The following is a 23,007-nucleotide window of genomic DNA, read 5'->3' as shown; positions in this document are numbered from 1 at the left end:
CCAACCTCTAAAAATTCGCATGAAAACTTCAGCCAAAATGATCGAACCCCGCGGGCAAAGGCGTAATGAATTGCCCGTCGGCCCCTTTTACCCTCAACCCGGGCTCGGCAGTAATGCGGCCCACCCGCGACACGGCCACCGAAGACTGCTGCGCCAACGCCAAAATCTGTTCGCGGCGCGGCGCGGCGGCCGTAAAGCAAAGCTGATACACATCGCCGCCGCCCAGCACAGCCGCCTGCTGCACGCTTTGCGGCAGGCGGCGTAAAGCCGGGTCAACCGGCAGCGCTGCGTAGTCGAGTTCCGCGCCACAGCCGCTGGCATCGAGTATATGTTCCAGATCTTGCACGAGGCCATCGGAAATATCCAGCGCCGCGTGCGCCACGCCGGCCAATTTCTGCCCCAGGCCGAGGGGAGGCAGCGGCCGCTCCAGGAACGGGCGAGTAGCGCTCAGCAGGTCGGGATTGGCCGGCAGCGCGTTCAACAACAGTTTCAAGGCGATATCGGCGGCCCCAAGCGTGCCTGTGATCCATATGTCGTCTCCGACCCTGGCAGCATTGCGACGCAGTGCCTGGCCCGCCTGGATCTGGCCGAATACGGTAACGCTGATAACGATGCCGCCCGGGCTGCGCGTGGTGTCGCCCCCGACCAGGGGACAGCCGCTGGCATCGGCCAGCGCATAGAAGCCATTTGAAAAAGCCTCGAGCCAGTCCGCATCGATGCCTGGCAGAGACAGGCTCAGCAAACATGCCAGGGGCTGCGCGCCCATGGCGGCAAGATCCGATAAATTGACGGCGAGCGCCTTGTGGCCCAGCGCATTGGGATCGACGTCGGCAAAAAAATGCCGCCCTTCGATGAGAAGGTCGGTACTGGCGGCCACTTGCATGCCGGGAGCCACGGGAAACAGGGCGCAGTCGTCACCGACCCCTAAAAACCGATCAGGCACAGGACGAGAAAAATACCGAGCGATAAGATCGAATTCGTTGCCCAATAGGCCCTCTTTTAGCCGGCCTTAGCGGCGCGCCGCAGCCTGGACCTCGGCGGACCGGACATCGGCCGCCATTTTGTCGAGGACTCCGTTGACGAATTTGAAGCCATCGGTTCCGCCGAACGATTTAGCCAGTTCCACCGCTTCGTTGATGGCTACCTTATAAGGTACTTCGACATGATGGATAAGCTCGTAGCTGCCTATCAGGAGTATTCCGTGCTCGATCGGAGAAAGCTCCGCCAAGGGACGGTCGATGTACGGCACAAAACGCTCGCGCAGCCCGGGGGCTTCGCGCAATACGCCGTGCAACAGGGTTTTGAACCATGTAGCGTCGGCTTCCTGGAATTCGTCGTCGTCGCGGATATGCGCGTCGATGGCGCCGGCTTCCTGCAAGCCATCATCGCCGCGCAACAGCCATGCATACACACCCTGCAGGGCGAACTCGCGCGCGCGCCTGCGCGCGCTGCGCGAATTGGGTTTTTGCGCAGCGGACCCGTCGTGGCCGTTATGAGCGTTATTCTTCGTCGTCAAAATCTTCGTCCTCATCTTCTTCGTCGTCTGATTCCGGCTCCAGCGCCGCGACCAGATTGGCCATTTCCACCGCGGCACGCGCGCAATCGCGACCTTTCCCGGCAGCCCGCGATTGCGCCTGCTCGTCGGTATCGGTGGTCAACACCCCGTTGGCGATTGGAATGCCGGTTTCGAGCGATACCCGGCTGATGGCCGAAGCGCTCTCGTTGCTGACCAGTTCAAAGTGATACGTTTCGCCCCGGATGACAGCGCCCAGTGCAATCAGCGCATCGAACTCAAACGTTTCGGCCATCTGGGCCAGGGTAACGCCCAGCTCGAGAGCGCCCGGCACCGAAACCAGCATGACGTCGCGCTCATCGACACCCAATTCGGCCAGTTCCGCCAGGCAGGCCTCGAGCTCGGCCTGGCCGATTTCTTCGTTGAAACGGGCGCGGACAATACCCAGGTGCAGACCTTCACCATTCAGATCGGGAGACAAAGTGTAAGGATTCATAGTCGGTATTCCTGTTAGGCCAAATTGACGGGTTCGCTATCGTAACCCGTGATCGTTAAAGAAAAACCGGCCATGCTGGGCATTTTTCGCGGCCGGGCCAATAAACGCGCTTTGCCGACATTCAGATCGCGCAAAATCTGCGCCCCGATGCCATAGGTTCTAAGATCGAAACGATTGTCGCCACTTTGGTTTTTTTCGTCGCCAGGCTGCCCCCAGGCCGCGAACTGGCTGAACATGATCTCGGCCGAGCCCTGGCAATTGAGCAGCACCAGCACCCCGGACGGCGCCGCAACAATGGTCTTGAGCGCATTCGAGACGCTCCAGCTGTGGGCCGTGGCCCCAACGCACAAGACATCGAGCATGCTGGTGGGTTCGTGTACCCGCACCAGGGTTTCCACTTCGGGCTCTATCGCGCCATGCACCAGGGCCAGATGCGGCGCCCCCGAGGCGCGATCACGATAGGCTACCGCCTGGAATTCCCCCCAAGGGGTTTCTATTGTACGCGCCGACACGCGCTCGACCATGGTTTCGTGCTCGCTGCGGTACTGGATGAGGTCGGCAATTGTGCCTATCTTCAGGCCATGCTCGCGCGCAAACAGTTTTAAATCGGGCAGGCGCGCCATCGTGCCGTCGGGCTTGAGGATTTCGCAAATGACCGCGGCCGGCGTAAGCCCGGCCAGATCCGTCAAATCGCAGCCGGCCTCGGTATGGCCGGCGCGCACCAGCACCCCGCCGCGCACCGCCTGAACCGGGAAAATATGCCCCGGCTGGACGATATCGGCCGGTTTGGCGTCGCGCGCCACGGCAACCTGGATGGTCCGCGCGCGGTCGGCGGCGGAAATGCCGGTTTCGACCCCCTCGGCCGCTTCGATGGACATGGTGAAATTAGTGCCGTATCGCGTTCCGTTGCGGCTGGCCATGAGCGGCAACTGAAGCTGGCGGCAGCGCTCTTCGGTCAGCGTCAGGCACACCAGGCCGCGCGCATGCGTCACCATGAAATTGATGGCGTCGGGCGTGACATATTCGGCGGCCATGACGAGATCCCCTTCGTTTTCACGGTCTTCTTCGTCAACCAGAATGACCAGCCGGCCGGCGCGCAACTCGGCGATGATATCGGGAACGGGGGAAATATCGTACGACTCCGACCGGCTAGGGTCTTCTATTGGGGTGTTGCTCATGGTTATGGGGACTCGTTGGAAAGTTGGCTAATTTTAACGCCTGCGGCAACAGGTATCGGACATTGTCGCCGGAACAGGCCACTTATGCCCGTCGCGGGCCAAACCCGAGTAACATTGGCGTGCCTGCTTTTTGGGCCCGCCGCGCCCGAACAAGCCAGAACAGTGTATCCGGCCACCGCCGAAACAACCTACTTCCCGACTCCATGGCAGCAAAACAATCAACAAGTCCCAACGATGGGCGGCGCAGCATCCAGTCCGTGGAAACGGGCTTTCCCCTGCTGGCAAGCCTGGTGGACGCGGGCATCCCCCTTACCCTGCGCGACCTGGCCACACGGGCGGGCATGACCTCGGCCAAAGCCCACCCCTACCTGGTCAGTTTTGTGCGGGTGGGCTTGGTAAAGCAGGACACGACGACCGGGCAATACGAACTGGGCCCATTTGCCCTGCAGATGGGCCTGGTCAGCCTGCAACGCCTGGACCCGGTGCGCATTGCCATGCCCTATGTCAATCAACTGGCGAGCCAGATCGGGCATACGCTGGCGATTGCGGTTCTGGGATCGCATGGGCCGACCATGATCCATATATGCGAAGCGAGCTATCCCGTGCACGTGAACATGCGCAAGGGCACGGTCATGTCCATGCTGCACACCGCCACGGGCCACGTCTTTGCGGCCTGGCTGCCGCCCAAGGTGGCCCAGCACTACATTGAACGAGAAGTCGGCGATACCGCCATAGTCACCAGCATCGGCCAGATACAGCCCAGCGAGGAAGCCCTGAGCGCCTTGCTGGCCGATATCAAAGAGCACGGCATGGCCCGCGCATTAGGCAACCCCCTACCCGGCATCGACGCCTTTTCGGTGCCTGTTTTCGACCATTCCGGCAACATTGCGCTGGCACTGACCAGCCTGGGGCCAAGCACGCTCTTCGACTCGAGCTGGGCAAGCCCCATCGCTCATGCGCTCAAGGACTGCGCCCGCGCCATATCGGAGCAATTGGGTTACAAGCCGGCAAAATGAACTGTCATATTGTTGTCATCATTATCCTGAATAATAGTCATATACCTGTCACGCAAAAACGCTGCACCGCCCGTCCCGCAAACCGTTAACAGGCGTCATCAATGACTTGCTGCCGGAAATGTTAGAACGAGAAATCAAACTGCACGTGCCGGCAAAAGCGCGCCTCGCCCTGGAACAGGAGTTGCGGGAGCAGCAGGCCACCGAAGTTGCCCTGCATGCGCTTTACTTCGACACAGCCGGACGCGAACTGGCGCAAGCCAAAATAGCGCTGCGGTTGCGCCGGGAAGGCGAACATTGGATCCAGACCCTGAAAATGCCGGGCGCGGATGCCTTGTCGCGCATCGAAATCAATCACCCGCGCACTGAGCCGACGCTGGACCTGTCACTGTATGAAAGCGGCGAACTGAAATCCGTTTTCATACGGCTGAAGAATCCTTTGGCGCTGTGCTACGAAACCAGGATCAAACGCCTGCTGCGGAAAATTCGCACCCGGTACGGAACCGTCGAGCTGGCCTACGATCAGGGAACGGTCTGCGCCGGCAGCCTGGAATTGCCGGTTTGCGAAATCGAATTCGAACTTCTCTCCGGCAGAATCCAGAGCCTGTTCACACTAAGCAAAAAATGGACGCAGCGCTTTGGCCTGATACTCGATCTGAGAAGCAAGGCCGAGCGCGGCGACACTCTGGCATCGGCCGCGCAGGCCGCCGCCGGAACAAGCGCCGCGGCCGGACGGCCAACGGCCGCTAACCTGGCCGAACGCCTGGCCAAGCCACGGCGCGCCGGCCTGCCCAAGTTGAAATCGGCAATGAGCCTGCATCAGGCTTATCTGGCCTGCGTGGACGACTGTTCGGGCCAGATCATCCGCAATGCCACTTTCGTGGCAGGCGTGGATGCCGCCCAGGCCGACGAAGCGCTGCGCGCCGAGCATGTTCATCAGTTGCGCGTCGGCATACGCCGTTTACGCTCCTGCTGGAAGCTTTACAAAGACTGGACCGCCCCCGCCGCTCCGCTGCTCGATACACAATTGCGCCAGCACTTTGCGGCCTTCGGCGAAACGCGCGACGACGACGTGGTCCGATATACGATTGCGCCGCAACTTGAACGCGCGGGCATGCCCGCCTGTATTTTGCCGCAAGCCTCGGCACACGGCCCGGGTCATGCGGCGGCGCTGGCCTCCGGACCGGCGTTCCAGATCCTGTTGCTCGACCTGCTTGCCAGCGCGATTGGCCCCGAAACCGGGCCAGCGGCAAAAACGGCCGAACCACTCCCGAATGCCGCGGTACAAGCGGTTCCCGCCTCGGCCGGCGCCGAGGAAAAACCCTTGCCGTTAAAGCTCGCGCTGGTCCGCCGCCTGAATAAATGGTTGGCGCACATAGTGCAACAAGGCTCGCGATTCCAGGAACTTGCCATTGAAGACCAGCACGACCTGCGGAAAAAGGTCAAGCGCCTGCGGTATGGCCTGAATTTTTCCGAAGCCCTGCTGTCTCGCCCAACTCTGGAGCGGGTACTGGCCGCATTGACGCAAGCGCAGGACACCCTGGGCGAACTCAACGATTTGTATGTGGCCGAGCAGGCCTATCGGGCGCTGCTGGCAAACCAGCCCCAGGCCTGGTTTGCCGTGGGCTGGTTGCGTTCGATGCAAACGCAAAAGAAACGGGAAGCGCAAGCGATGTTCAAGGTGCTGGCCAAGGCCGGCAAGCTCAAGTCCTGATCGCTGGCTGGCCATTGGCCCGCAACAACAGCTTATTCCCCTACCAGGGCCGCCGCGAATTCACGCGCCACGAAAGGCTGCAAATCGTCCAGGCCTTCGCCCACCCCTATCCAGTAAACCGGCACCGGCCTTACCCCCTGGCTGCCCGCCGCAACCGCCGCCAGCGTGCCGCCCTTGGCCGTGCCATCGAGCTTGGTGACCACCAGCCCGGTCAGGGTGACGGCGGCATCGAAGGCGCGAATTTGAGCAATGGCGTTCTGCCCGGTATTGCCATCGATAACCAACAAGACTTCGTGCGGAGCGGCCGAATCTGCCTTTCCTATGACGCGTTTGATTTTTTTCAGCTCTTCCATCAGATGCAGCTGGGTCGGCAAGCGGCCCGCCGTATCCACCATGACGACCCCGGCCTGGCGCGCTCGCCCGGCATTGACCGCATCGAAAGCCACCGCGGCGGGATCGCCGCCCTCCTGGGCAATCACGGTCACATTATTGCGCGCACCCCAGGCGATAAGCTGTTCGCGCGCGGCCGCGCGGAATGTATCGCCCGCGGCCAGCAGTACGCTGGCTCCCTGGCGCTGGAAGGTATTGGCCAATTTACCTATGGAGGTTGTTTTTCCCGCGCCGTTTACACCGGCAATCATGATGACCAGTGGCGCAACCTGCCCCAAGGGGAAGGGTTTTTCAAGCGGCGCCAGGTGATCGGCGAGTATGTCGCGCAATGCCGCCTTGACCTGCGCCGCATCTTCGATTTTTTCCTTGCGGACCCGGGCACGCAAGGCCGTGAGCAGTTTTTCGCTGGCCAGCGTGCCTGCGTCGGCCATGATCAGCGCGGTTTCCAGTTCATCGAACAGCGCTTCGTCGACCTTGACTCCAACAAACAGACCGCCGATATTCTGGCCGGTGCGCGACAGGCCTTTTTTCAACCTCGACAGCCAGCTTGTTTTTTCCACGGGCTCGGCGGCGGGCTCCACGGCCGGCACGAGCTGCGTTTCGGTATCCGAACCCTCTGGCCCGGACTGCGGCCAGGCGGCAAGCGTGTTTGTCTCGGCAGCCGGTGGCTCGGCCGGGACAGCCGCATCGATTTCGGCCGCGGCCTCGGGAGCGCCCGCCGGCGATTCCGGCGATTCGCCTGAAGTCGATTTTTTTCTTTTAAAAATGCTGAACATACGCTTTACACTACTCTAATTGGTTCATTTGACTGCCGTCACACCGCGTGCCGCTACACATCATGAAAAAACACCTCGTCCGTATTGTAGGCGGTGATTACCGACGTACCTCTATTCCGGTGATCGAAGCCGCCGGCCTTCGGCCCACCCCCGACCGCGTACGAGAAACTCTGTACAACTGGCTGCAGCATCTCTGGACTCACGATTTTTCACAAAAACGCGTACTCGACCTGTTTGCCGGAACCGGCGCCCTGGGCTTCGAAGCCGCGTCCCGGGGCGTCGCCCACGTGCAGATGGTTGAATCCAACCCGGCCGCGGTGGCGGCGCTGCGGTCTTTGCGCTCCCGGCTGAAGGCCGACCACGTGCGCATCCACTCCGGCGATGCCCGCATGGTTCTGGACCGAACAAGCGCCGACCCTTTCGACCTGGTCCTGCTCGACCCGCCCTTCGGGCAGCAGTGGCTGGACACCTTGTGGGCCCGGCTGCCCCCCATTCTGGCACCCGATGGCCTGGTTTATGTCGAGTCTGAAACAGCGCTTGTTCCCCCCGAGCCTTTCGAGCTTTTGCGGCAAGGCAAGGCGGGGCAAGTGCATTTCCATCTGCTACGATTTGCTGCGGCGCAAAAAAAAGTCAATAATCCCGAAACAAGTTGAAAAAATAAGCTAAATTAATCTCTCTTGCCCTTGCCGGGCCAAGCCAATTCATTTACTACAAATCATCGGAATCCGTATGATCACTGCCGTCTACCCCGGAACGTTCGACCCCCTTACCCGCGGTCACGAAGACCTGGTACGTCGCGCCGCCAGCTTGTTCGACCACGTAGTCGTGGGCGTAGCCCACAGCCACGCCAAAAAGCCGTTTTTCAGCCTTGAAGAGCGCGTTGAAATTGCCGAAGAAGTATTGGGCCATTACCCCAACGTCGAAGTCAAGAGCTTTGCCGGACTGCTCAAAGACTTTGTCCGGGAACAGGAAGGACGTGTCATTGTACGCGGCCTGCGCGCCGTTTCCGACTTCGAATACGAATTCCAGATGGCCGGCATGAACCGCCACCTGCTGCCCGAAGTCGAGACCCTGTTCATGACACCGTCCGATCAATACCAGTTCATTTCAGGCACGATCGTGCGTGAAATCGCCATTCTGGGCGGCGATGTCAGCAAATTTGTATTCCCTTCGGTAGAGCGCTGGCTGCACAGCAAGGCCAAGGCGCACCGCGCCGAGCAGGAACAGGGGTAGGCTCATTTCCAGGATCGGGCCGGCCTGCGCCCACCGCAGCGCACTGACACCGGCATTTCGGCAAGGGTAGACACCATGGCTTTGCGCATTACCGAGGAATGCATCAATTGCGATGTCTGCGAACCGCAGTGCCCGAACACGGCGATTTCACTGGGCCTGGAAATCTATGAAATCGACCCGAGCCTGTGCACCGAGTGCGTAGGGCATTTCGGCGAGCCGCAGTGCCAGGTCGTTTGCCCCGTCGAGTGCATTGAGATCGATCCTCAATGGCAGGAAGGCCAGGAAGCCCTGATGGCCAAATACCAGCGGATCACTCAGAAAAGCTGAACCATCAAGGCTGCCACAACACCTCGGGCGCATCGGGATGCACCTTGACCAGGCGGCTGGGCACCCCCAGGAAATTGGATATCCAGGCAGCGGCCAGATCGCCTTCATCGACCACGTCGACGCGCTGTTTGCCAATGGTGGCATGACGCCAGACGCTCTCGTCGTCTTCAATCACATCGAGCGGAATATCCATGCGCAGCATGCCCGGCGCGCGAATCACCAGATAGCCGAAGCGAATGGCCACGGCAACTTGCGCCAGCGAGGGGTGATCCCTTTGCGTGAGCCACCGGCCATCGGCGTCGATCACCAGCCATTGGCGGTCGTAGGGTGCGGCGTCGGGGTTATCGATGCCTGCACAGGCGTCGATGGGAAAATAAAGAGTAGGTGTCATTGACCCAGTAGTCCTTTCAATGCATTGCCAATACTTTTCACCGCATCCGACTTGCCGGACGGAGCGGGCGCGGCCGGCTTGGCCGCCTGCGGCAGGAGATCTTTGCCGACCTTGTTCGACAGCAGGTCCAGCAAGCCATCCTGCACGGCCTGTTTCACCGCCTTGCTGCCGATTTCCTTCCACTGGACCTGATACCCCAGTTTATCGAAAGGCCCTGAAATGCGGATGGGAATCGTCACGCCTTTGAGATCCGCCAGTTCTTTGCCGCCTTGCCCCACAATGGTATTGACCACGCGGACATTTGCCACGATGTCGGCCTGCTGGTTGACCAGGTCGATCGAGGCCGGAGTACCTTCGGATATTCGCAGCAAAGGCGATACTATGCTGAGTTTTTTAAGCGTCCCCTGGCCCTGATTGAACGCCAGGCTGGCATCGAGCGAGGTAAAGTCCGTTTGCCGCCCGGCATCGAACTTCGCCGCCACGTCGGGAACCTGGCCACTGAATACATTTTCCACGGCGCTGCTCACTTCGCGCAGGGTCTGGGAAATATTGATCCCCTTGACCGCGCCATCGCGTATCGTGGCCTGCACCGTGCCGGTCAGGCCCGCCTTCAGCGCTGCCGCCGTCGTACCCTGGGCATGCAAGTTCAGGGCGACATTTCCCGTACCGGTGAGCCGATTTTCCTGCGACAGGCCCTGCAGCAGATCGCCCACGGCCACCTTGTCGAGCGTCATTTGCGCCGCCATCGAATTATGCACATCCGCGGACAACTTGCCGCCAAGTTTGCCCCCGTACAAATCGGCCGACAAGGGAGCGATCGTCAGCGTCCCGTTCAACACCCGGATTCCGGCGCTGACTTGCCTGGCATCCAGTTTTCGCGCACGAACGTGGCCCACCTTGATGTTGCCGTTTATGTCCAGAGACCCGAGAGCGGACAGATCGATGGCCTCGGATACCGCGGCAGGAACCGCGGGTACCGCGGCCTTGGCCGGAGCACTGGGCGCGGCCGGCTTGGCCGCCTCGGCCGGCTTGCCATCCGCCGCGGGAGCGGCCGCAGCCTTGGGTTGAGTCGGCGGAAACAGCTTATTGAAATCCAGCGTGTCGGCCACCAGATCAAACGTTACTTTTGGATCGCGCAATTGCGTCGCCTTGACCTTGAAATCGAGTTTGCTGCCGCTCAGCACCGCATTGATCTCGCTGCTGATCTGGTCCTTGACCAGATCGGCGCGCAGGCTGCCGATCAGGGGAAACTCGAAACTGTCGCCAGCCAGGGAAGGGTCCGATATCTTGACATCGCCCTTGATGGCCGACAGGCCGCCATGATCCTTGATGGAGCTCCAGTTCGCAGGCGAGGAAATATTGAATTGAATCACGCGCTGCCCCTCTTTGAGCCCGCCTTCCACTTTCAATTCTTTAAGCGTCAGTTCCTGCGCATTGCCGCCTATGCCGCTAACGCCCAGCGCCAGGCCCAGCACCTTCTGGCCGGAGAGCTTGACTGTACCGGAGATCGCGTCCCCCTTGGCGGCCTCGGGCGAAATCGACAAATTGGGGGCATCGACGGCAATGTCGAAATTTTGCGCAGGCAAGACCCCCTTGGCACGCAGGGCCAGCTTTTCGAGCTTGAGCTCGGATTGACTGCGGTCGACCTTGAGTTGAGGAACCGACAGGCTGGCATCAAGATTCTTGATCGGCTGCTTGCCGTCCACCGCGCCCTGCACAACCAGTTCAAGATTGCTGGCCGTGAACATTTGCGAATAAGCGCTATACGCCAGATTGCCCTTCAGGCTGACTGTCTTGGCCTGCAGCGAATCCAGCATGCCCGAGACCTGCAGGCTCAGCTTTTGCGCCGAGTACGTCTGCTGTTCGGGATTGATTTTAACGACGGCCTGTCCTTCAATATTGGCGTCTGCAACGGGAGACACGCCAATCAGCTTGCCTTTCAAGGCCACGTCGAAGGGCTGGTCGAAAGTCATGCGGCCGGTGTTGACTTCGAGTTTTTCCACTCGCGCCCGCGAGCCGGTTTTGATATCGCGAAAATGAATCTCGCCGTTTTTCAGGTCGAGCCCGGCAATATCAATCTGGAAGTCGGCGCGCGAGGCCTCGTGATTGGTCAGCACGGAGGGGCGCCCCGGAGGCTTGGCGTCGCCGCTTGCCCCAGGCGTCGCGTCTGTCGCCGGTTCGGCGGACAGCGAGCTTCCCATCAGATCCTGGAAATTGAATTGCCCCAGCCGATTGCGCACCACCCATGCCTTGAAACCCGAAACGGCCACATGGTCTACCACCAATCGATTCGACATCAGGGGCCAGATGGCCACCGCGAAACGGGCACTGTCGATCGAGGCAAACGTATTTGTGCTTTCCCTGTCGGACAAGGACACGCCCTGCAGCGACAGGCCTATGCGCGGAAACAGCGACAACTTGATATCGCCCTTGATGGCCAAAGTGCGGTGATACCGGTTGTACACAATTTCTTCGAGCTTGTTCTTGTATGCATTCGGATCGAAGGTCAGCAGGAAAATCGCCAGGCCCACCAGCGCGACAATTACCACGACCACCAATCCAACAAGCCCACGTTTGAACCAAACTTTCATTTCCGGCCTCAAAAACCTCGGGAAAACCCCCGAAACTGCCCCAGCAAGGCAATACGTTGAATGCTAACCCAAGTGCTTTGGATTTTTCAGGCTTCCCCGGATTTTTCTGGCTGAAACCTTGCAAAGTGTTATACAAGCCTATTTTTAACAGTTTTTATATTCAACCGTTATAACAATATGGGACAAAGGTCTGACCCACTCTACGCTTTCCCCGGTACGATAGGGCTTCTTGCACCCATGCCAACCTCGATTCAGACCACGGAAAGCAAAAAACATGAAACTTGAAACGCTTGCCATTCATGCCGGCTACCAGCCCGACCCCAGCACCAAGGCGGTCGCGGTGCCCATTTACCAGACCACGTCCTACGCCTTCGACAGCACCCAGCACGGCGCCGACCTGTTCGACCTGAAGGTCGCAGGCAATATCTATACCCGCATCATGAACCCCACCAACGCGGTGCTGGAAGAACGCGTTGCGGCTCTCGAAGGCGGTGTCGCGGCTCTCGCCGTGGCATCGGGCATGGCGGCCGTCACGTACGCCATCCAGACCATAGCCCAGGCGGGCGACAATATCGTCTCGGTCAGCAAACTCTATGGCGGCACCTACAACCTGTTTGCGCATACCTTTCCGCGCCAGGGCATTACCGTGAAATTCGCCCCGCATAACGATGTGGCGGCGCTTGAAGCCCTGATCGACGAAAACACCAAGGCGGTATTTTGCGAGTCGATAGGCAATCCGGCGGGCAACATCATCGATATCCAGGCCTTTGCCGATGCCGCACACCGCCACGGCGTACCGCTCATCGTCGACAACACCGTTGCCTCCCCCGCTATTTGCCGACCATTCGAGCATGGCGCCGATATCATCGTACATGCGCTTACCAAATACATGGGCGGCCACGGCACGACCATCGCCGGCGCGGTTGTCGATTCGGGCAAATTTCCCTGGGCCGAGCACAAGGCCCGTTTCCCCATGCTGAACGAACCCGACCCGTCCTATCATGGCGTGGTGTATACCGAAGCATTTGGCCCGGCTGCGTTCATAGGCCGCTGCCGCGTGGTGCCGCTGCGCAATACCGGCGCGGCGCTTTCGCCATTCAACGCCTTTCTTATCCTGCAAGGAATCGAAACGCTACCCTTGCGCATGGAGCGCCACACCGAAAATGCGCTCAAGGTGGCCGCGTACCTGGCCAAACATGCGCAAGTATCATGGGTCAAGTATGCCGGCCTGAGCGATCACCCCGAACATGGGCTGGCAAAAAAGTACATGGACGGCAAACCGGCCAGCATCATGTCGTTCGGCATCAAGGGCGGCAGCGCCGCCGGCGCCCGATTCATCGATGCCCTGAAGCTCGTGGTGCGCCTGGTCAATATCGGCGATGCGAAATCCCTGGCCTGCCATCCGGCCTCGACCACGCACCGGCAGCTCAGCCCCGAAGAGCTCGCCAAAGCAGGCGTGGGCGAAGACATGATCCGCCTGTCGATCGGCCTTGAGCATATCGACGACATTCTGGCCGATCTGGAACAAGCCCTGAGCGCCAGCAAGGGATAGGCCGCAAGAAAGGCGGCCCATTCGGCATGGCCGCCTTTCTTGACAAGCTGTACTGTCTAGAGCTTTCCGAGCAGTCCCGACAGGGAGCCCATGAGCGACGAGGTATCGAGGCCGCCCTGAGCGCCGGGCTCGACGGTTCCGTTGGGCGTGGCGTGATCGACCAGATGCGGCAGCAAGGTGCTGAGGTTGCTCAATACCGAACTGGTGTCCTGGCCCGAGCTTTGCGCCAGGTTATTGACCATATCGTCGCCCAGCACGGCATGCAACTGATCGCCCGAAACAGGCTGATTCGCGCCGGTGCCGACCCAGGAAGACACGACGCCGCCCAGGCCGCCCTGCTCGAATTTCTGGACAAGCGCGGACAAGCCGCCTGGATAGTTATTGACTTGTTCGAGCAAGGCGGGCAGCAATGCCGCCTGACCGCCTGCCTGGGGGTTTCCGCCACTGACGGCGGAAAGAACCGAATCCAGAAGTCCCATGATGATCTCCTTAGTATGATCAATAAGTCTAACAAATATAAGCGCCGCACATTGCAAATAATTGTCAGTCAGTTCGGGTATAGTAAGCCTCATTAAATAATAACGGGAAGCTGGAGAGTCTTCATGCAAATAGGAATTCCGCGCGAAAGCCTGCCAGGAGAAACGCGCGTTGCCGCCACTCCGGAAACAGTCAAAAAATATATAAGCGGCAAGCACACGGTCATTGTCGAGCACGGCGCGGGCGCGGCGGCTCATTACCCCGACGACGCCTATGTGGCGGCCGGGGCCAGCCTGGGCAGCGCGGAGCAGGCGCTCGGGGCCGAGCTCGTACTCAAGGTACGCTCGCCCAGCGAAGCCGAACGCCGGCACATGAAAGCGGGCACCGTCCTGGTCGGCATGCTCGACCCCTTCGATCAATCGGGCCTGGCGGCGCTCGCCGGCGCGGGCCTGACCGCCTTCGCCCTTGAAGCCGCGCCGCGCATCACGCGCGCGCAAAGCCTCGATGTCCTCTCCTCGCAAGCCAATCTGGCCGGCTACAAGGCCGTGCTGCTGGCGGCCAATCAGTACGGACGCCTGTTCCCCATGATGATGACGGCGGCCGGCACGCTCAAGGCGGCCCGCGCCGTCGTTCTGGGTGCGGGCGTAGCCGGCCTGCAGGCCATCGCCACCGCCAAGCGCCTGGGCGCCGTGGTCGAAGCCTCCGACGTGCGGCCCGCCGCCAAAGAGCAGATCGAATCCCTGGGCGCGAAGTTCATCGACGTGCCGTTCGAAACCGACGAAGAGCGCGAAATTGCCCAAGGCGTGGGCGGCTATGCCCGGCCCATGCCCGCGGCCTGGATGGCCCGTCAGGCCGCGCTGGTATCGGAACGCTGCAAACAGGCCGATATCGTCATCAGCACCGCGCTCATTCCCGGGCGTCCGGCACCCGTGCTCATTACCGAAGACACCGTCAAGGCCATGAAGCCGGGCTCGGTCATTGTCGACCTGGCCGTCGAGCGTGGCGGCAACTGCCCTCTGTCCGAAAAAGACAAAATCGTTGAAAAGCACGGGGTCAGCCTGATCGGCTACAGCAACCTGCCGGCCATGGTCGCCACCGATGCCTCGGCGCTCTATGCCCGCAATATTCTCGATTTCATGAAGCTGATCACGAACGCCGATGGCGAACTGGCCATACAGCAAGAAGACGAAATCATTACCGCCTGCCTGATGTGCACCGGCGGCAACGTATTAAGGAGCGCCTGATGGAAGCGGTCAATCCCACCCTGATCAACTTTATTATCTTCGTGCTCGCCATCTACGTCGGCTACCACGTGGTCTGGAACGTCACACCCGCCCTGCATACGCCGCTCATGGCCGTCACCAACGCCATCTCGGCCATCGTCATCGTGGGCGCCATGCTGGCCGCGGCACTGACCGAAGGCGGCCTGGCGCGATTCATGGGCGTATTTGCCGTCACCCTGGCGGCCGTCAATGTCTTTGGCGGTTTCCTGGTCACTCGGCGCATGCTTGAAATGTTCAAGAAAAAAGAGAAGAAAACCGCGGGAGGGCAATCATGATTTCTGCCAATCTCGTCACCCTTTTCTACCTTATCGCTTCAATCTGCTTCATACAGGCGCTCAAAGGCCTGTCCCATCCCACCACCTCCCGGCGCGGCAATCTGTTCGGCATGATAGGCATGGCCATTGCCGTGGTCACGACCGCTTTACTGATCGTCGGCCTGGCCAGCGACGGCAAGGCCGGCATCGGTCTGGGCTGGGTCGTGCTGGGCTTGCTCATAGGCGGGAGCTTCGGCACCATCCTGGCCAAGCGCGTCGAAATGACCAAAATGCCCGAACTCGTGGCTTTCATGCACAGCATGATAGGCCTGGCCGCCGTGGCCATCGCCGTGGCCGTCGTGGCCGAACCGCATGCCTTCAATATCGCCGCCCCCGGACACCCCATACCCGTGGGCAACCGGCTCGAACTGTTCATCGGCACCTTCGTGGGCGCCATCACGTTTTCCGGCTCGGTCATTGCCTTCGGCAAGCTGGCCGGCAAATACAAGTTCAGGCTGTTCCAGGGAGCCCCCGTGGTTTTTCCGGGGCAGCATTTCGTCAACCTGGCGCTGGCCATTGCCATGCTGGGCTGCGGGTTCTGGTTCATGGGCACGCAGTTGTGGCTGCCCTTTATCATCATGGCCCTGCTCGCCTTCGTATTGGGAGTGCTGATCATCATCCCCATCGGCGGCGCCGACATGCCTGTGGTGGTATCCATGCTCAACAGCTACTCGGGCTGGGCCGCGGCCGGTATCGGTTTTTCGCTCAACAACCCCATGCTGATCATCGCCGGTTCGCTGGTCGGCTCATCGGGCGCGATCCTGTCGTACATCATGTGCAAGGCCATGAACCGCTCGTTCTTCAATGTCATATTGGGCGGTTTCGGCACGGCGCCCGGCACGGCGCAAAGCGCCAGCCAGGCCCAGCGCAATGTCAAATCCGGCAGCCCCGAAGACGCGGCCTTCCTAATGAGCAATGCCGAATCCGTCACCATCGTCCCCGGCTACGGCCTGGCGGTCGCGCGAGCCCAGCATGCTCTCAAGGAGCTCGCCGAGAAACTCGGCGAGCAGGGAGTCGTCGTCAAATACGCCATACATCCGGTGGCCGGCCGTATGCCGGGCCACATGAATGTCTTGCTGGCCGAAGCCGAGGTGCCCTACGACCAGGTCTTCGAAATGGACGACATCAACGGCGAATTCGGCCAGACCGACGTGGTGCTGGTGCTGGGCGCGAACGATGTCGTGAACCCCGCCGCCAAGAACGATCCGCAATCGCCCATTGCCGGCATGCCCATCCTCGAGGCCTACAAGGCCCGCACCGTCATCGTCAACAAACGCTCGATGGCGGCCGGCTATGCGGGGCTCGACAATGAATTGTTCTATATGGATAAAACCATGATGGTCTTCGGCGACGCCAAGAAAGTCATCGAAGATATGGTCAAGGCGATCGAATAAAACGGCAGGAAAGGCAGTTTTATTTCATAGACGAGACTTTTTTAATCGTTTATGCTTCGTGCTGCCGTTTACATTTGTTACAAAATCTCATGCCTATCGACTCCCGCTTCGACGCCGCCGAAGATTCCAGTCCCTTTCTCGTGACGTCGCCACGGGAAATCCTGTCGCTGTTGCGCTCGCTCGAAAAAGAACGGGCGCTGCTCCAGATGCATATCCCAGGCAGGCCGGTATCGGTCATTACCACCATTCTCGAGCTGGACGAGCGCCGGAACCTCATCGTGGTCGACAACTCCAGGGAAGACACCATCAACCAGAGCATGATCGCCGCCGAAGAGGTTTCGTTCGAAACGGCGCTGCACAAGATCCGCATCCTGTTTTCCACGCCGAAAGTCACCGCCGGCCAGCACGGCCAGCAATCGGCCCTGATGTTCGACATCCCCACCGAACTTACCCGCCTGCAGCGGCGCGACTACTATCGGGTGGACATCCCGCTGAGCAATCCGACTCTGTGCTCCTTTCCGCTGCCCGGCAATGCCGATACTCCCCGCATTTCCCTGACCCTCGAAGACCTCAGTTGCGGCGGCATGCTTGTGATGGACAACGACCAGGTCCTGGACTGTACCATCGGCACCCTGTATACCGACTGCCGGCTCCAGTTGCCGGACAACGAGATCCTGACCGTCGCCGCGCAGGTCAGGCGCAATCTCGATGACACCTTGTCGAACGGCAGGCAAACCCATCGGGTCGGGTTTGCCTTTGTCGACCTGCCCAACACCTCGCTGATTGCCTTGCAGCGCCATATCGGCAAAATCGAGCGCAAGCTGACGGCCCGGAACAAAGGGTTCGACTAATTCGGGCCGCGCGTGCCGGCCGGCGCCCCATCACGTTCCACTCCCGAACCTGATCCCCTGCGCCAAGGGCAATGCGCGCGAATAATTCACGGTATTGGTGGCACGGCGCATGTATGCTTTCCAGGCATCGGAACCCGACTCGCGCCCACCGCCGGTTTCCTTCTCGCCCCCGAACGCTCCGCCAATCTCGGCTCCCGATGTCCCGATATTGACGTTGGCAATGCCGCAATCGGATCCCGCGCTCGACATGAACTTTTCCGCCTCGCGCAGATCGGTGGTGAAAATAGCCGACGACAGGCCTTGGGGAACGCCATTGTGCAGGCGAATGGCATCCTCGAACTGCTCATATCTGAGCGCATATAAAATCGGCGCGAAAGTTTCCTGGCACACCACATCGCTCTGTTCGGGCATCTCGACAAGGGCGGGCTCCACGTAATAGGCGTCGGGGTACCGGCCGGCGAGCACACGGCCGCCGCCGAATACAAGCCCTTGCTGCTGCCTGGCCCGGTCGAGCGCGGCCTGCATGGCCAGGAAAGCCGGCCGATCGATGAGGGGACCGACCAGCGTTTGCGTATCCAGCGGATCGCCTATGCGGGCGCCCGCGTATGACTGTTTCAGGCGCGCCAGCAAATCGTCGGCGACGTCGCGATGCACAATCAGGCGACGTGTGCTGGTGCAACGTTGCCCCGCCGTGCCGATGGCGCCAAACAAAATGCCCTGAGCCGCCATGTCCAGATCGGCCGAGGGCGCGACGACGACAGCATTGTTTCCCCCCAGTTCAAGCAGCGACCGCCCCAGGCGCGCCGCAACGCGCTGGCCCACCTGGCGCCCCATCCGGGTCGAACCCGTCGCCGAAACCAGGGCGACCCGGCTGTCGTCGACCAGCGTTTCGCCCGCCTCGCGATCGCCTATCACCAGTTCGGACAGACCGGGCGGCGCATCGCTGAATTTTTCCATGGCGCGCCGGAACAAGGACTGGCAGGCCATGGCCGTCAGCGGCGCCTTTTCCGAAGGCTTCCAGACGACCGCATCGCCGCACACAATCGCCAAGGCCATATTCCACGACCACACGGCGACCGGAAAATTGAAAGCCGAAATGACACCCACCACACCCAGCGGGTGCCAGGTTTCCATCATGCGATGACCCGGCCGCTCCGAAGCAATCGTCAAGCCATACAGCTGGCGCGACAGGCCCGCCGCAAAGTCGCAAATATCGATCATCTCCTGGACCTCGCCCGCGCCCTCGGCAAGAATCTTTCCCGTCTCGACCGACACCAGGCGGCCCAGCGTATTTTTATGGGCCCTCAGCTCTTTGCCAAACAGGCGAATCAGCTCGCCGCGGCGCGGCGCCGGCACGTCGCGCCAGGCCCGGTACGCGGCTTCGGCGCGTTCAATCGCCGCGGAGACTTGAGCGGCCGTATGGACCTGGACCCGGGCCAGCACGGCGCCGTCGATGGGCGAATGCACGGCCAAGGGGCCGCCGGTCAAATCGTGCGGGGCCACGCCCATGGCATCAAGCAATTCCAAGTTTGTCATAATGACCTCTCCATGCAGTCGAACCGCCCCGGGCGCTGTGCGCGCCAGGGCGAAGACACCGCGCAAGTATGGAATCCGCTTACAGAAAAATTGCGGCAATCCCTGGAAATTCTGGAACAATAGTAGCAGTCAAGCCGAAGGTTTACGATATGCCGCGCGAACAGTTCGACGTCATCATTGCCGGAGGCGCCGCCGTCGGCAGCGCCTGCGCCTACTTCCTGACGGCCCATCCGGACTTCAAAGGCTCGGTGCTGGTCGTCGAAAAAGATTTCAGTTATCGGCGTTGCGCCACCAGTCTTTCCGCCGCATCGATACGCCATCAGTTTTCCACTCCCGAAAATATCCGGATGTCTCAGTTCGGAACAGAGTTCCTGCGCCATTTCGGCCAACGTCTCGCCGTGGACGGCGTGCGGCCCGAGGCCGGCTTCCATGAAGGCGGCTATCTGTTCCTGGCGACGGCGGCGGGCCTGGATGCCCTCAACGAAAACCACCGCACCCAGCGCGCACTCGGTGTCGATGTCGCCTTGCTGAATCCGGAGCAGCTTGCGGCCCGTTTCCCCTGGATGCGGACCGGCGACCTCGCCGCGGGCTCCTTGGGCCTATCCGGCGAAGGCTGGCTGGATGCGTACGGCATGATGCAGGGCTTCAGAAAAAAAGCGATCTCCCAGGGCGCGCATTACAGGGAAAACGAAGTAGTGCAGGTGCGGCGCAAAGGGCGCCGCATCACCGGCGTCGGACTCGATAACGGCGCCATCCTGCAGTGTGGCGTACTGATCAACGCGGCGGGAATCGGCGGCCCGCAACTCGGCCGCCTGGCCGGGATAGACCTGCCTATAGAGGCCCGCAAGCGCTGCATTTTTTATTTCCGGAGCCCGAACCCGGTGACGCCTTGCCCGCTGGTCATAGACCCGAGCGGCGCGTACTTCCGGCCTGAAGGCGCAGGGTTCATAGGTGGGATCGCGCCCGCCGACGATCCGCAATGCGTCGACTTCGATGTCCAGTACCAGCTCTTCGAAGAGGTGCTGTGGCCGCTGCTCGCAGCGCGCGTACCGGCATTCGAAGCGATACGCTGCACCCATGGCTGGGCCGGTCATTACGACATGAACACACTGGACCACAACCTTATTATCGGCGCTCATCCGGACATTGAAAACCTGCTGTTCGCCAACGGCTTCAGCGGCCATGGACTGCAGCAGGCGCCCGCCGTCGGGCGAGCCTTGTCCGAACTTGTGCTATTCAACGGCTTTCGCACGCTGGATCTGACGCGCATGGGATGGTCGCGCATATTGAATAACGCCCCGATCATCGAAAAGAACGTGGTGTGAACAAAGCGATATGACGCCGGCGCGCATCGCGGGATACACTGCTTATCCGCCATGCTTTACCGAGTTCCACATATAGAGGCCTCATGAGCGTCAGCACGACTACCCTTTTCGATGCCGGGCAAACCGCCCGGCTGCTCGACTTTTCCCATCTCGTCGAGGCACTCAAAACAGCCGCCATCGACTATGCACGCGGCCTCATCATCGCGCCCGAACGCCAGGTCGTGCCTTTCCCCCGCGGCGGCCTCATGCTCTCCATGCCGGCAACCGCCGGCGATATCGGCATACACAAGCTGGTTAACGTGACCCCGTCCAACCGGGTCCTGAACTTGCCCACCATCAATGGCCTGGTATCGATCTACAACGGCAAAACCGGTCAGGAGCTGTTCGTGCTGGATGGCCCTACCGTGACCGCCCGCCGTACCGCAGCCATCTCGATGCTCGCACTCAAAACCTTTCTCGATCGGACTCCTGCGCGCATCGCCCTGATCGGCACAGGCAAACAGGCTTCGGAGCACGCTCAGGCCATCGCCGCCTTGTTTCCGGGCATTGCGCTGCTCGTCACCGGCCGCAGCCCAGACAGCGCCGGCGCCTTTATCCGGGCGCACGAAAAGCTGGACCTGCGACTCGCGCCGTGTGCCGTGTCGTCCATTCCCGGAGATGTCGATGCGGTGATCACCGCCACAAGCAGCAAGACACCGGTGTACGGCGAGCCGGCCCGTGCCGGACGCCTGGTGATCGGAGTAGGAGCCTTTGAGGCCGATTCGGCCGAAATCGCCGCCGAGACAGTCCTGGGCAGCCAGATCTACGTCGACGACCCGGCCGGAGCCCGTCACGAAGCAGGAGACCTCATCATGGCACAAGCGGCCTGGGATAGTGTCAAGCCCCTGTCCGACGCGCTGCTCAACGGGGTCGATTTTGACCGCGCACTGCTTTTCAAAAGCGTGGGCTGCGCCGCCTGGGATCTGGCTGCCGCACGCTGCGCGCTGGCGGCCCTGGACCTGCAAATCACTTGACGGCTGTCTGGTCATATATTCCAAATAGGAATAGATGAATACTGAAATTTCATTATTTTTTATATCACAAGGCAGATACACTACAAAAAACAGTCCTATTGGTGGAGTCGACATGGTTAACACCCCCTTGCCCAAATCTCGCACGGCGAAGCCGCCCGCGGCCGTTCCCCTATTACGCTGTTTTGTGGACGGCGCATGGATCGACACAGGAAAAAGGTTCGACAATATCAACCCGGTCAACGGCCAGGTAATCAGTCATGTGTGCGAGGCCGGCGCCGACACCGTCAATGCCGCCATCAGCGCCGCCAACCGCGCCGCCCAGGGCAGTTGGAAGCACTGCACGGTGTCTGAGCGAGCCGCGTTCCTGCACCGCATTGCCGATGGCATAGAACAGCGCTTCGACGATTTTGTCGCGGCCGAAGTTGCCGATACGGGGCGCCCTGTCCATCAGGCACGCACGCTCGACATTGCACGCGGCATCGCCAATTTCCGCACTTTTGCCGACCTGATCAAAACCAGCTCGAGCGATCTGTTCCAAAGCGACGGCCCCGATGGCGCCAAAATCATGAGCTACGTCATACGCAAGCCGCTGGGCACCATAGGCATCATTTCGCCCTGGAACCTGCCTTTATTGCTCCTGACCTGGAAAGTCGCACCGGCGCTGGCCATGGGCAATTGCGTCGTCGCCAAACCGTCGGAAGAAACCCCTTCGTCTGCCACGCTGCTGGCCGAAGTCATACAGGCCGCCGGCCTGCCCAATGGCGTCTTCAACCTGATCCACGGTTTCGGACCGGACTCGGCGGGACAATTCCTGAGCACCAGCCCGCATATCGACGCCATCACGTTTACAGGCGAATCCCGCACCGGCAGCACCATTATGAAAGCCGCCGCCGAGGGAGTGAAGGAAGTCTCGTTCGAGCTGGGCGGCAAGAATGCCGCGGTGGTATTTGCCGATGCCGATTTCGAGGCCGCCGTTGCCGGTGTCATGAAATCGAGCTTTACCAATTCCGGGCAAGTCTGTCTATGTTCCGAACGCGTTTATGTAGAGCGCCCTATTTTTGACCGCTTCGTGGCCGCAATGAAAAACCGGACCGAACAATTGCGCGTCGATTTCCCCGACGCCGAGGGCGTGGATATGGGCCCGCTGGTATCGCACGCCCATCGCGACAAGGTGCTGTCTTATTACAAGCTGGCGCGCGACGAAGGCGCCACGATCGTAAGCGGAGGCGGCGTGCCGGTCTTCGGCGACGAGCGCGACCAGGGCGCCTATGCGCAGCCCACTATCATCACCGGCCTGCCCGACACCGCCCGCTGCGTACGCGAGGAAATCTTCGGCCCCATCTGCCATATTTCCCCATTCGACACCGAAGCCGAAGTCATAGAGCGTGTCAACGACAGCGCCTACGGCCTGGCCGGCTGCGTCTGGACCACCAATCTGTCTCGCGCCCATCGGGTTTCCAGCCAGTTCGAAACCGGCATCGTGTGGGTCAATACCTGGTTCACGCGCGATTTGCGCACTCCGTTCGGCGGGGCAAAACTATCGGGGCTGGGCCGCGAAGGCGGCCGCTATTCCCTGGACTTCTACTCGGAAATCAGCACTATCTGCATGAAGCTTTGATACGCCAACCACTCATTACAGG

At 60.7% G+C, this 23,007-nt stretch carries 22 protein-coding genes; 13 read left to right on the top strand and 9 right to left on the bottom strand.

Annotation, left to right across the window (positions count from 1 at the left end):
- Positions 1–28: 28 nt before the first annotated feature.
- Genes thiL through ribBA form a run of 4 tightly spaced genes read right to left on the bottom strand, consistent with a single transcriptional unit; the run spans position 29 to position 3,187 of the window.
- The gene (gene thiL / locus ACYVIS_RS11290; RefSeq protein WP_232742530.1) at positions 29–988 is read right to left on the bottom strand and encodes a thiamine-phosphate kinase; all 960 of its coding nucleotides are present in this window, start codon (positions 986–988) and stop codon (positions 29–31) included.
- Positions 989–1,009: 21 nt separating this feature from the next.
- A complete protein-coding gene (gene nusB / locus ACYVIS_RS11285; protein ID WP_232742529.1) occupies positions 1,010–1,531 on the bottom strand; it encodes a transcription antitermination factor NusB in 522 nt (173 codons plus the stop codon).
- Positions 1,500–2,009 (bottom strand): 6,7-dimethyl-8-ribityllumazine synthase, encoded by a 510-nt coding sequence (gene ribH, locus ACYVIS_RS11280; protein ID WP_232742528.1) that lies wholly within the window; start codon positions 2,007–2,009, stop codon positions 1,500–1,502. Before ribH ends, nusB begins: the two co-directional genes overlap by 32 nt.
- Before the next feature lie 14 nt (positions 2,010–2,023).
- Positions 2,024–3,187 carry a bifunctional 3,4-dihydroxy-2-butanone-4-phosphate synthase/GTP cyclohydrolase II gene (gene ribBA, locus ACYVIS_RS11275; RefSeq protein WP_232742527.1) on the bottom strand — a complete coding sequence of 388 codons (1,164 nt, stop codon included), beginning with the start codon at positions 3,185–3,187 and terminating at the stop codon, positions 2,024–2,026.
- A 203-nt stretch (positions 3,188–3,390) separates the two neighbouring features.
- On the opposite strand from ribBA, the gene ACYVIS_RS11270 reads away from it, so the two are divergent.
- Positions 3,391–4,203 carry an IclR family transcriptional regulator gene (locus ACYVIS_RS11270; protein WP_232742526.1) on the top strand — a complete coding sequence of 271 codons (813 nt, stop codon included), beginning with the start codon at positions 3,391–3,393 and terminating at the stop codon, positions 4,201–4,203.
- Between the two features lie 118 nt (positions 4,204–4,321).
- Positions 4,322–5,914 carry a CYTH and CHAD domain-containing protein gene (locus ACYVIS_RS11265; protein ID WP_460874008.1) on the top strand — a complete coding sequence of 531 codons (1,593 nt, stop codon included), beginning with the start codon at positions 4,322–4,324 and terminating at the stop codon, positions 5,912–5,914.
- 32 nt (positions 5,915–5,946) lie between these two features.
- On the opposite strand, the gene ftsY is transcribed toward ACYVIS_RS11265, so the two are convergent.
- Entirely contained in the window at positions 5,947–7,080 is a 1,134-nt protein-coding gene (gene ftsY / locus ACYVIS_RS11260; RefSeq protein ID WP_232742524.1) for a signal recognition particle-docking protein FtsY, read from the bottom strand.
- A gap of 62 nt (positions 7,081–7,142) precedes the next feature.
- On the opposite strand from ftsY, the gene rsmD reads away from it, so the two are divergent.
- The 3 genes from rsmD to ACYVIS_RS11245 all read left to right on the top strand — a co-directional run bounded on the left by rsmD (position 7,143) and on the right by ACYVIS_RS11245 (position 8,640).
- On the top strand, positions 7,143–7,733 hold the full coding sequence (gene rsmD, locus ACYVIS_RS11255) for a 16S rRNA (guanine(966)-N(2))-methyltransferase RsmD (RefSeq protein WP_460874007.1): 591 nt from the start codon (positions 7,143–7,145) through the stop codon (positions 7,731–7,733).
- Positions 7,734–7,809: 76 nt separating this feature from the next.
- Positions 7,810–8,313 carry a pantetheine-phosphate adenylyltransferase gene (coaD, locus tag ACYVIS_RS11250; RefSeq protein WP_232742522.1) on the top strand — a complete coding sequence of 168 codons (504 nt, stop codon included), beginning with the start codon at positions 7,810–7,812 and terminating at the stop codon, positions 8,311–8,313.
- 75 nt (positions 8,314–8,388) lie between these two features.
- Positions 8,389–8,640 carry a YfhL family 4Fe-4S dicluster ferredoxin gene (locus ACYVIS_RS11245; protein WP_232742521.1) on the top strand — a complete coding sequence of 84 codons (252 nt, stop codon included), beginning with the start codon at positions 8,389–8,391 and terminating at the stop codon, positions 8,638–8,640.
- 4 nt (positions 8,641–8,644) lie between these two features.
- On the opposite strand, the gene ACYVIS_RS11240 is transcribed toward ACYVIS_RS11245, so the two are convergent.
- Together ACYVIS_RS11240 and ACYVIS_RS11235 are read right to left on the bottom strand one after the other, a co-directional pair.
- Positions 8,645–9,031, bottom strand: a complete 387-nt coding sequence (locus tag ACYVIS_RS11240; RefSeq protein ID WP_460874006.1) for an MOSC N-terminal beta barrel domain-containing protein — start codon at positions 9,029–9,031, stop codon at positions 8,645–8,647.
- The gene (locus ACYVIS_RS11235; RefSeq protein ID WP_460874005.1) at positions 9,028–11,622 is read right to left on the bottom strand and encodes an AsmA family protein; all 2,595 of its coding nucleotides are present in this window, start codon (positions 11,620–11,622) and stop codon (positions 9,028–9,030) included. The genes ACYVIS_RS11240 and ACYVIS_RS11235 overlap by 4 nt, the downstream gene beginning before the upstream one ends.
- Before the next feature lie 274 nt (positions 11,623–11,896).
- Between ACYVIS_RS11235 and ACYVIS_RS11230 the strand changes: the two genes are divergently transcribed.
- Entirely contained in the window at positions 11,897–13,174 is a 1,278-nt protein-coding gene (locus ACYVIS_RS11230) for a bifunctional O-acetylhomoserine aminocarboxypropyltransferase/cysteine synthase (RefSeq protein WP_460874004.1), read from the top strand.
- Positions 13,175–13,230: 56 nt separating this feature from the next.
- On the opposite strand, the gene ACYVIS_RS11225 is transcribed toward ACYVIS_RS11230, so the two are convergent.
- Positions 13,231–13,653, bottom strand: coding sequence for a YidB family protein (locus ACYVIS_RS11225; RefSeq protein WP_460874003.1), 423 nt, complete (start codon positions 13,651–13,653; stop codon positions 13,231–13,233).
- A 123-nt stretch (positions 13,654–13,776) separates the two neighbouring features.
- Here ACYVIS_RS11225 and ACYVIS_RS11220 point away from each other — a divergent pair, with 123 nt between their 5' ends.
- The 4 genes from ACYVIS_RS11220 to ACYVIS_RS11205 all read left to right on the top strand — a co-directional run bounded on the left by ACYVIS_RS11220 (position 13,777) and on the right by ACYVIS_RS11205 (position 17,493).
- Positions 13,777–14,895: a Re/Si-specific NAD(P)(+) transhydrogenase subunit alpha gene (locus ACYVIS_RS11220; protein ID WP_460874002.1), complete on the top strand. Its 1,119-nt coding sequence runs from the start codon at positions 13,777–13,779 to the stop codon at positions 14,893–14,895.
- Complete coding sequence (locus tag ACYVIS_RS11215) at positions 14,895–15,209, top strand: NAD(P) transhydrogenase subunit alpha part 2 (RefSeq protein ID WP_232742515.1); 315 nt, start codon at positions 14,895–14,897, stop codon at positions 15,207–15,209. The genes ACYVIS_RS11220 and ACYVIS_RS11215 overlap by 1 nt, the downstream gene beginning before the upstream one ends.
- Positions 15,206–16,642 carry an NAD(P)(+) transhydrogenase (Re/Si-specific) subunit beta gene (locus ACYVIS_RS11210; RefSeq protein ID WP_460874001.1) on the top strand — a complete coding sequence of 479 codons (1,437 nt, stop codon included), beginning with the start codon at positions 15,206–15,208 and terminating at the stop codon, positions 16,640–16,642. Before ACYVIS_RS11215 ends, ACYVIS_RS11210 begins: the two co-directional genes overlap by 4 nt.
- A gap of 89 nt (positions 16,643–16,731) precedes the next feature.
- Positions 16,732–17,493, top strand: coding sequence for a flagellar brake protein (locus ACYVIS_RS11205; RefSeq protein ID WP_460874000.1), 762 nt, complete (start codon positions 16,732–16,734; stop codon positions 17,491–17,493).
- Between the two features lie 30 nt (positions 17,494–17,523).
- On the opposite strand, the gene amaB is transcribed toward ACYVIS_RS11205, so the two are convergent.
- Positions 17,524–19,029, bottom strand: a complete 1,506-nt coding sequence (gene amaB, locus ACYVIS_RS11200; RefSeq protein WP_460873999.1) for an L-piperidine-6-carboxylate dehydrogenase — start codon at positions 19,027–19,029, stop codon at positions 17,524–17,526.
- A gap of 149 nt (positions 19,030–19,178) precedes the next feature.
- On the opposite strand from amaB, the gene ACYVIS_RS11195 reads away from it, so the two are divergent.
- From ACYVIS_RS11195 to ACYVIS_RS11185, 3 genes are all read left to right on the top strand, one after another.
- Positions 19,179–20,354, top strand: a complete 1,176-nt coding sequence (locus ACYVIS_RS11195) for an NAD(P)/FAD-dependent oxidoreductase (protein ID WP_460873998.1) — start codon at positions 19,179–19,181, stop codon at positions 20,352–20,354.
- 83 nt (positions 20,355–20,437) lie between these two features.
- On the top strand, positions 20,438–21,367 hold the full coding sequence (lhpI, locus tag ACYVIS_RS11190) for a bifunctional Delta(1)-pyrroline-2-carboxylate/Delta(1)-piperideine-2-carboxylate reductase (RefSeq protein WP_460873997.1): 930 nt from the start codon (positions 20,438–20,440) through the stop codon (positions 21,365–21,367).
- Between the two features lie 112 nt (positions 21,368–21,479).
- Entirely contained in the window at positions 21,480–22,985 is a 1,506-nt protein-coding gene (locus ACYVIS_RS11185; protein WP_460873996.1) for a 2-hydroxymuconic semialdehyde dehydrogenase, read from the top strand.
- Positions 22,986–23,007 lie beyond the last annotated feature (22 nt).

The sequence above is a fragment of the Paralcaligenes ginsengisoli genome (assembly GCF_054781135.1).
This window is presented reverse-complemented; position numbering and strand designations above follow the sequence as displayed.

Excerpts from the sequence above, each read along its gene's own strand:
- rsmD (WP_460874007.1), top strand. The coding sequence starts at position 7,143 with ATGAAAAAACACCTCGTCCGTATTGTAGGCGGTGATTACCGACGTACC.
- ACYVIS_RS11195 (WP_460873998.1), top strand. The coding sequence starts at position 19,179 with ATGCCGCGCGAACAGTTCGACGTCATCATTGCCGGAGGCGCCGCCGTC.
- ACYVIS_RS11270 (WP_232742526.1), top strand. The coding sequence starts at position 3,391 with ATGGCAGCAAAACAATCAACAAGTCCCAACGATGGGCGGCGCAGCATC.
- ribH (WP_232742528.1), bottom strand. The coding sequence starts at position 2,009 with ATGAATCCTTACACTTTGTCTCCCGATCTGAATGGTGAAGGTCTGCAC.
- amaB (WP_460873999.1), bottom strand. The coding sequence starts at position 19,029 with ATGACAAACTTGGAATTGCTTGATGCCATGGGCGTGGCCCCGCACGAT.
- ACYVIS_RS11205 (WP_460874000.1), top strand. The coding sequence starts at position 16,732 with ATGCCTATCGACTCCCGCTTCGACGCCGCCGAAGATTCCAGTCCCTTT.
- ACYVIS_RS11235 (WP_460874005.1), bottom strand. The coding sequence starts at position 11,622 with ATGAAAGTTTGGTTCAAACGTGGGCTTGTTGGATTGGTGGTCGTGGTA.
- ribBA (WP_232742527.1), bottom strand. The coding sequence starts at position 3,187 with ATGAGCAACACCCCAATAGAAGACCCTAGCCGGTCGGAGTCGTACGAT.
- coaD (WP_232742522.1), top strand. The coding sequence starts at position 7,810 with ATGATCACTGCCGTCTACCCCGGAACGTTCGACCCCCTTACCCGCGGT.
- ftsY (WP_232742524.1), bottom strand. The coding sequence starts at position 7,080 with ATGTTCAGCATTTTTAAAAGAAAAAAATCGACTTCAGGCGAATCGCCG.
- ACYVIS_RS11265 (WP_460874008.1), top strand. The coding sequence starts at position 4,322 with ATGTTAGAACGAGAAATCAAACTGCACGTGCCGGCAAAAGCGCGCCTC.
- ACYVIS_RS11220 (WP_460874002.1), top strand. The coding sequence starts at position 13,777 with ATGCAAATAGGAATTCCGCGCGAAAGCCTGCCAGGAGAAACGCGCGTT.
- ACYVIS_RS11240 (WP_460874006.1), bottom strand. The coding sequence starts at position 9,031 with ATGACACCTACTCTTTATTTTCCCATCGACGCCTGTGCAGGCATCGAT.
- ACYVIS_RS11210 (WP_460874001.1), top strand. The coding sequence starts at position 15,206 with ATGATTTCTGCCAATCTCGTCACCCTTTTCTACCTTATCGCTTCAATC.
- ACYVIS_RS11230 (WP_460874004.1), top strand. The coding sequence starts at position 11,897 with ATGAAACTTGAAACGCTTGCCATTCATGCCGGCTACCAGCCCGACCCC.
- nusB (WP_232742529.1), bottom strand. The coding sequence starts at position 1,531 with ATGAGGACGAAGATTTTGACGACGAAGAATAACGCTCATAACGGCCAC.
- ACYVIS_RS11245 (WP_232742521.1), top strand. The coding sequence starts at position 8,389 with ATGGCTTTGCGCATTACCGAGGAATGCATCAATTGCGATGTCTGCGAA.
- ACYVIS_RS11185 (WP_460873996.1), top strand. The coding sequence starts at position 21,480 with ATGGTTAACACCCCCTTGCCCAAATCTCGCACGGCGAAGCCGCCCGCG.
- lhpI (WP_460873997.1), top strand. The coding sequence starts at position 20,438 with ATGAGCGTCAGCACGACTACCCTTTTCGATGCCGGGCAAACCGCCCGG.
- ACYVIS_RS11225 (WP_460874003.1), bottom strand. The coding sequence starts at position 13,653 with ATGGGACTTCTGGATTCGGTTCTTTCCGCCGTCAGTGGCGGAAACCCC.
- ACYVIS_RS11215 (WP_232742515.1), top strand. The coding sequence starts at position 14,895 with ATGGAAGCGGTCAATCCCACCCTGATCAACTTTATTATCTTCGTGCTC.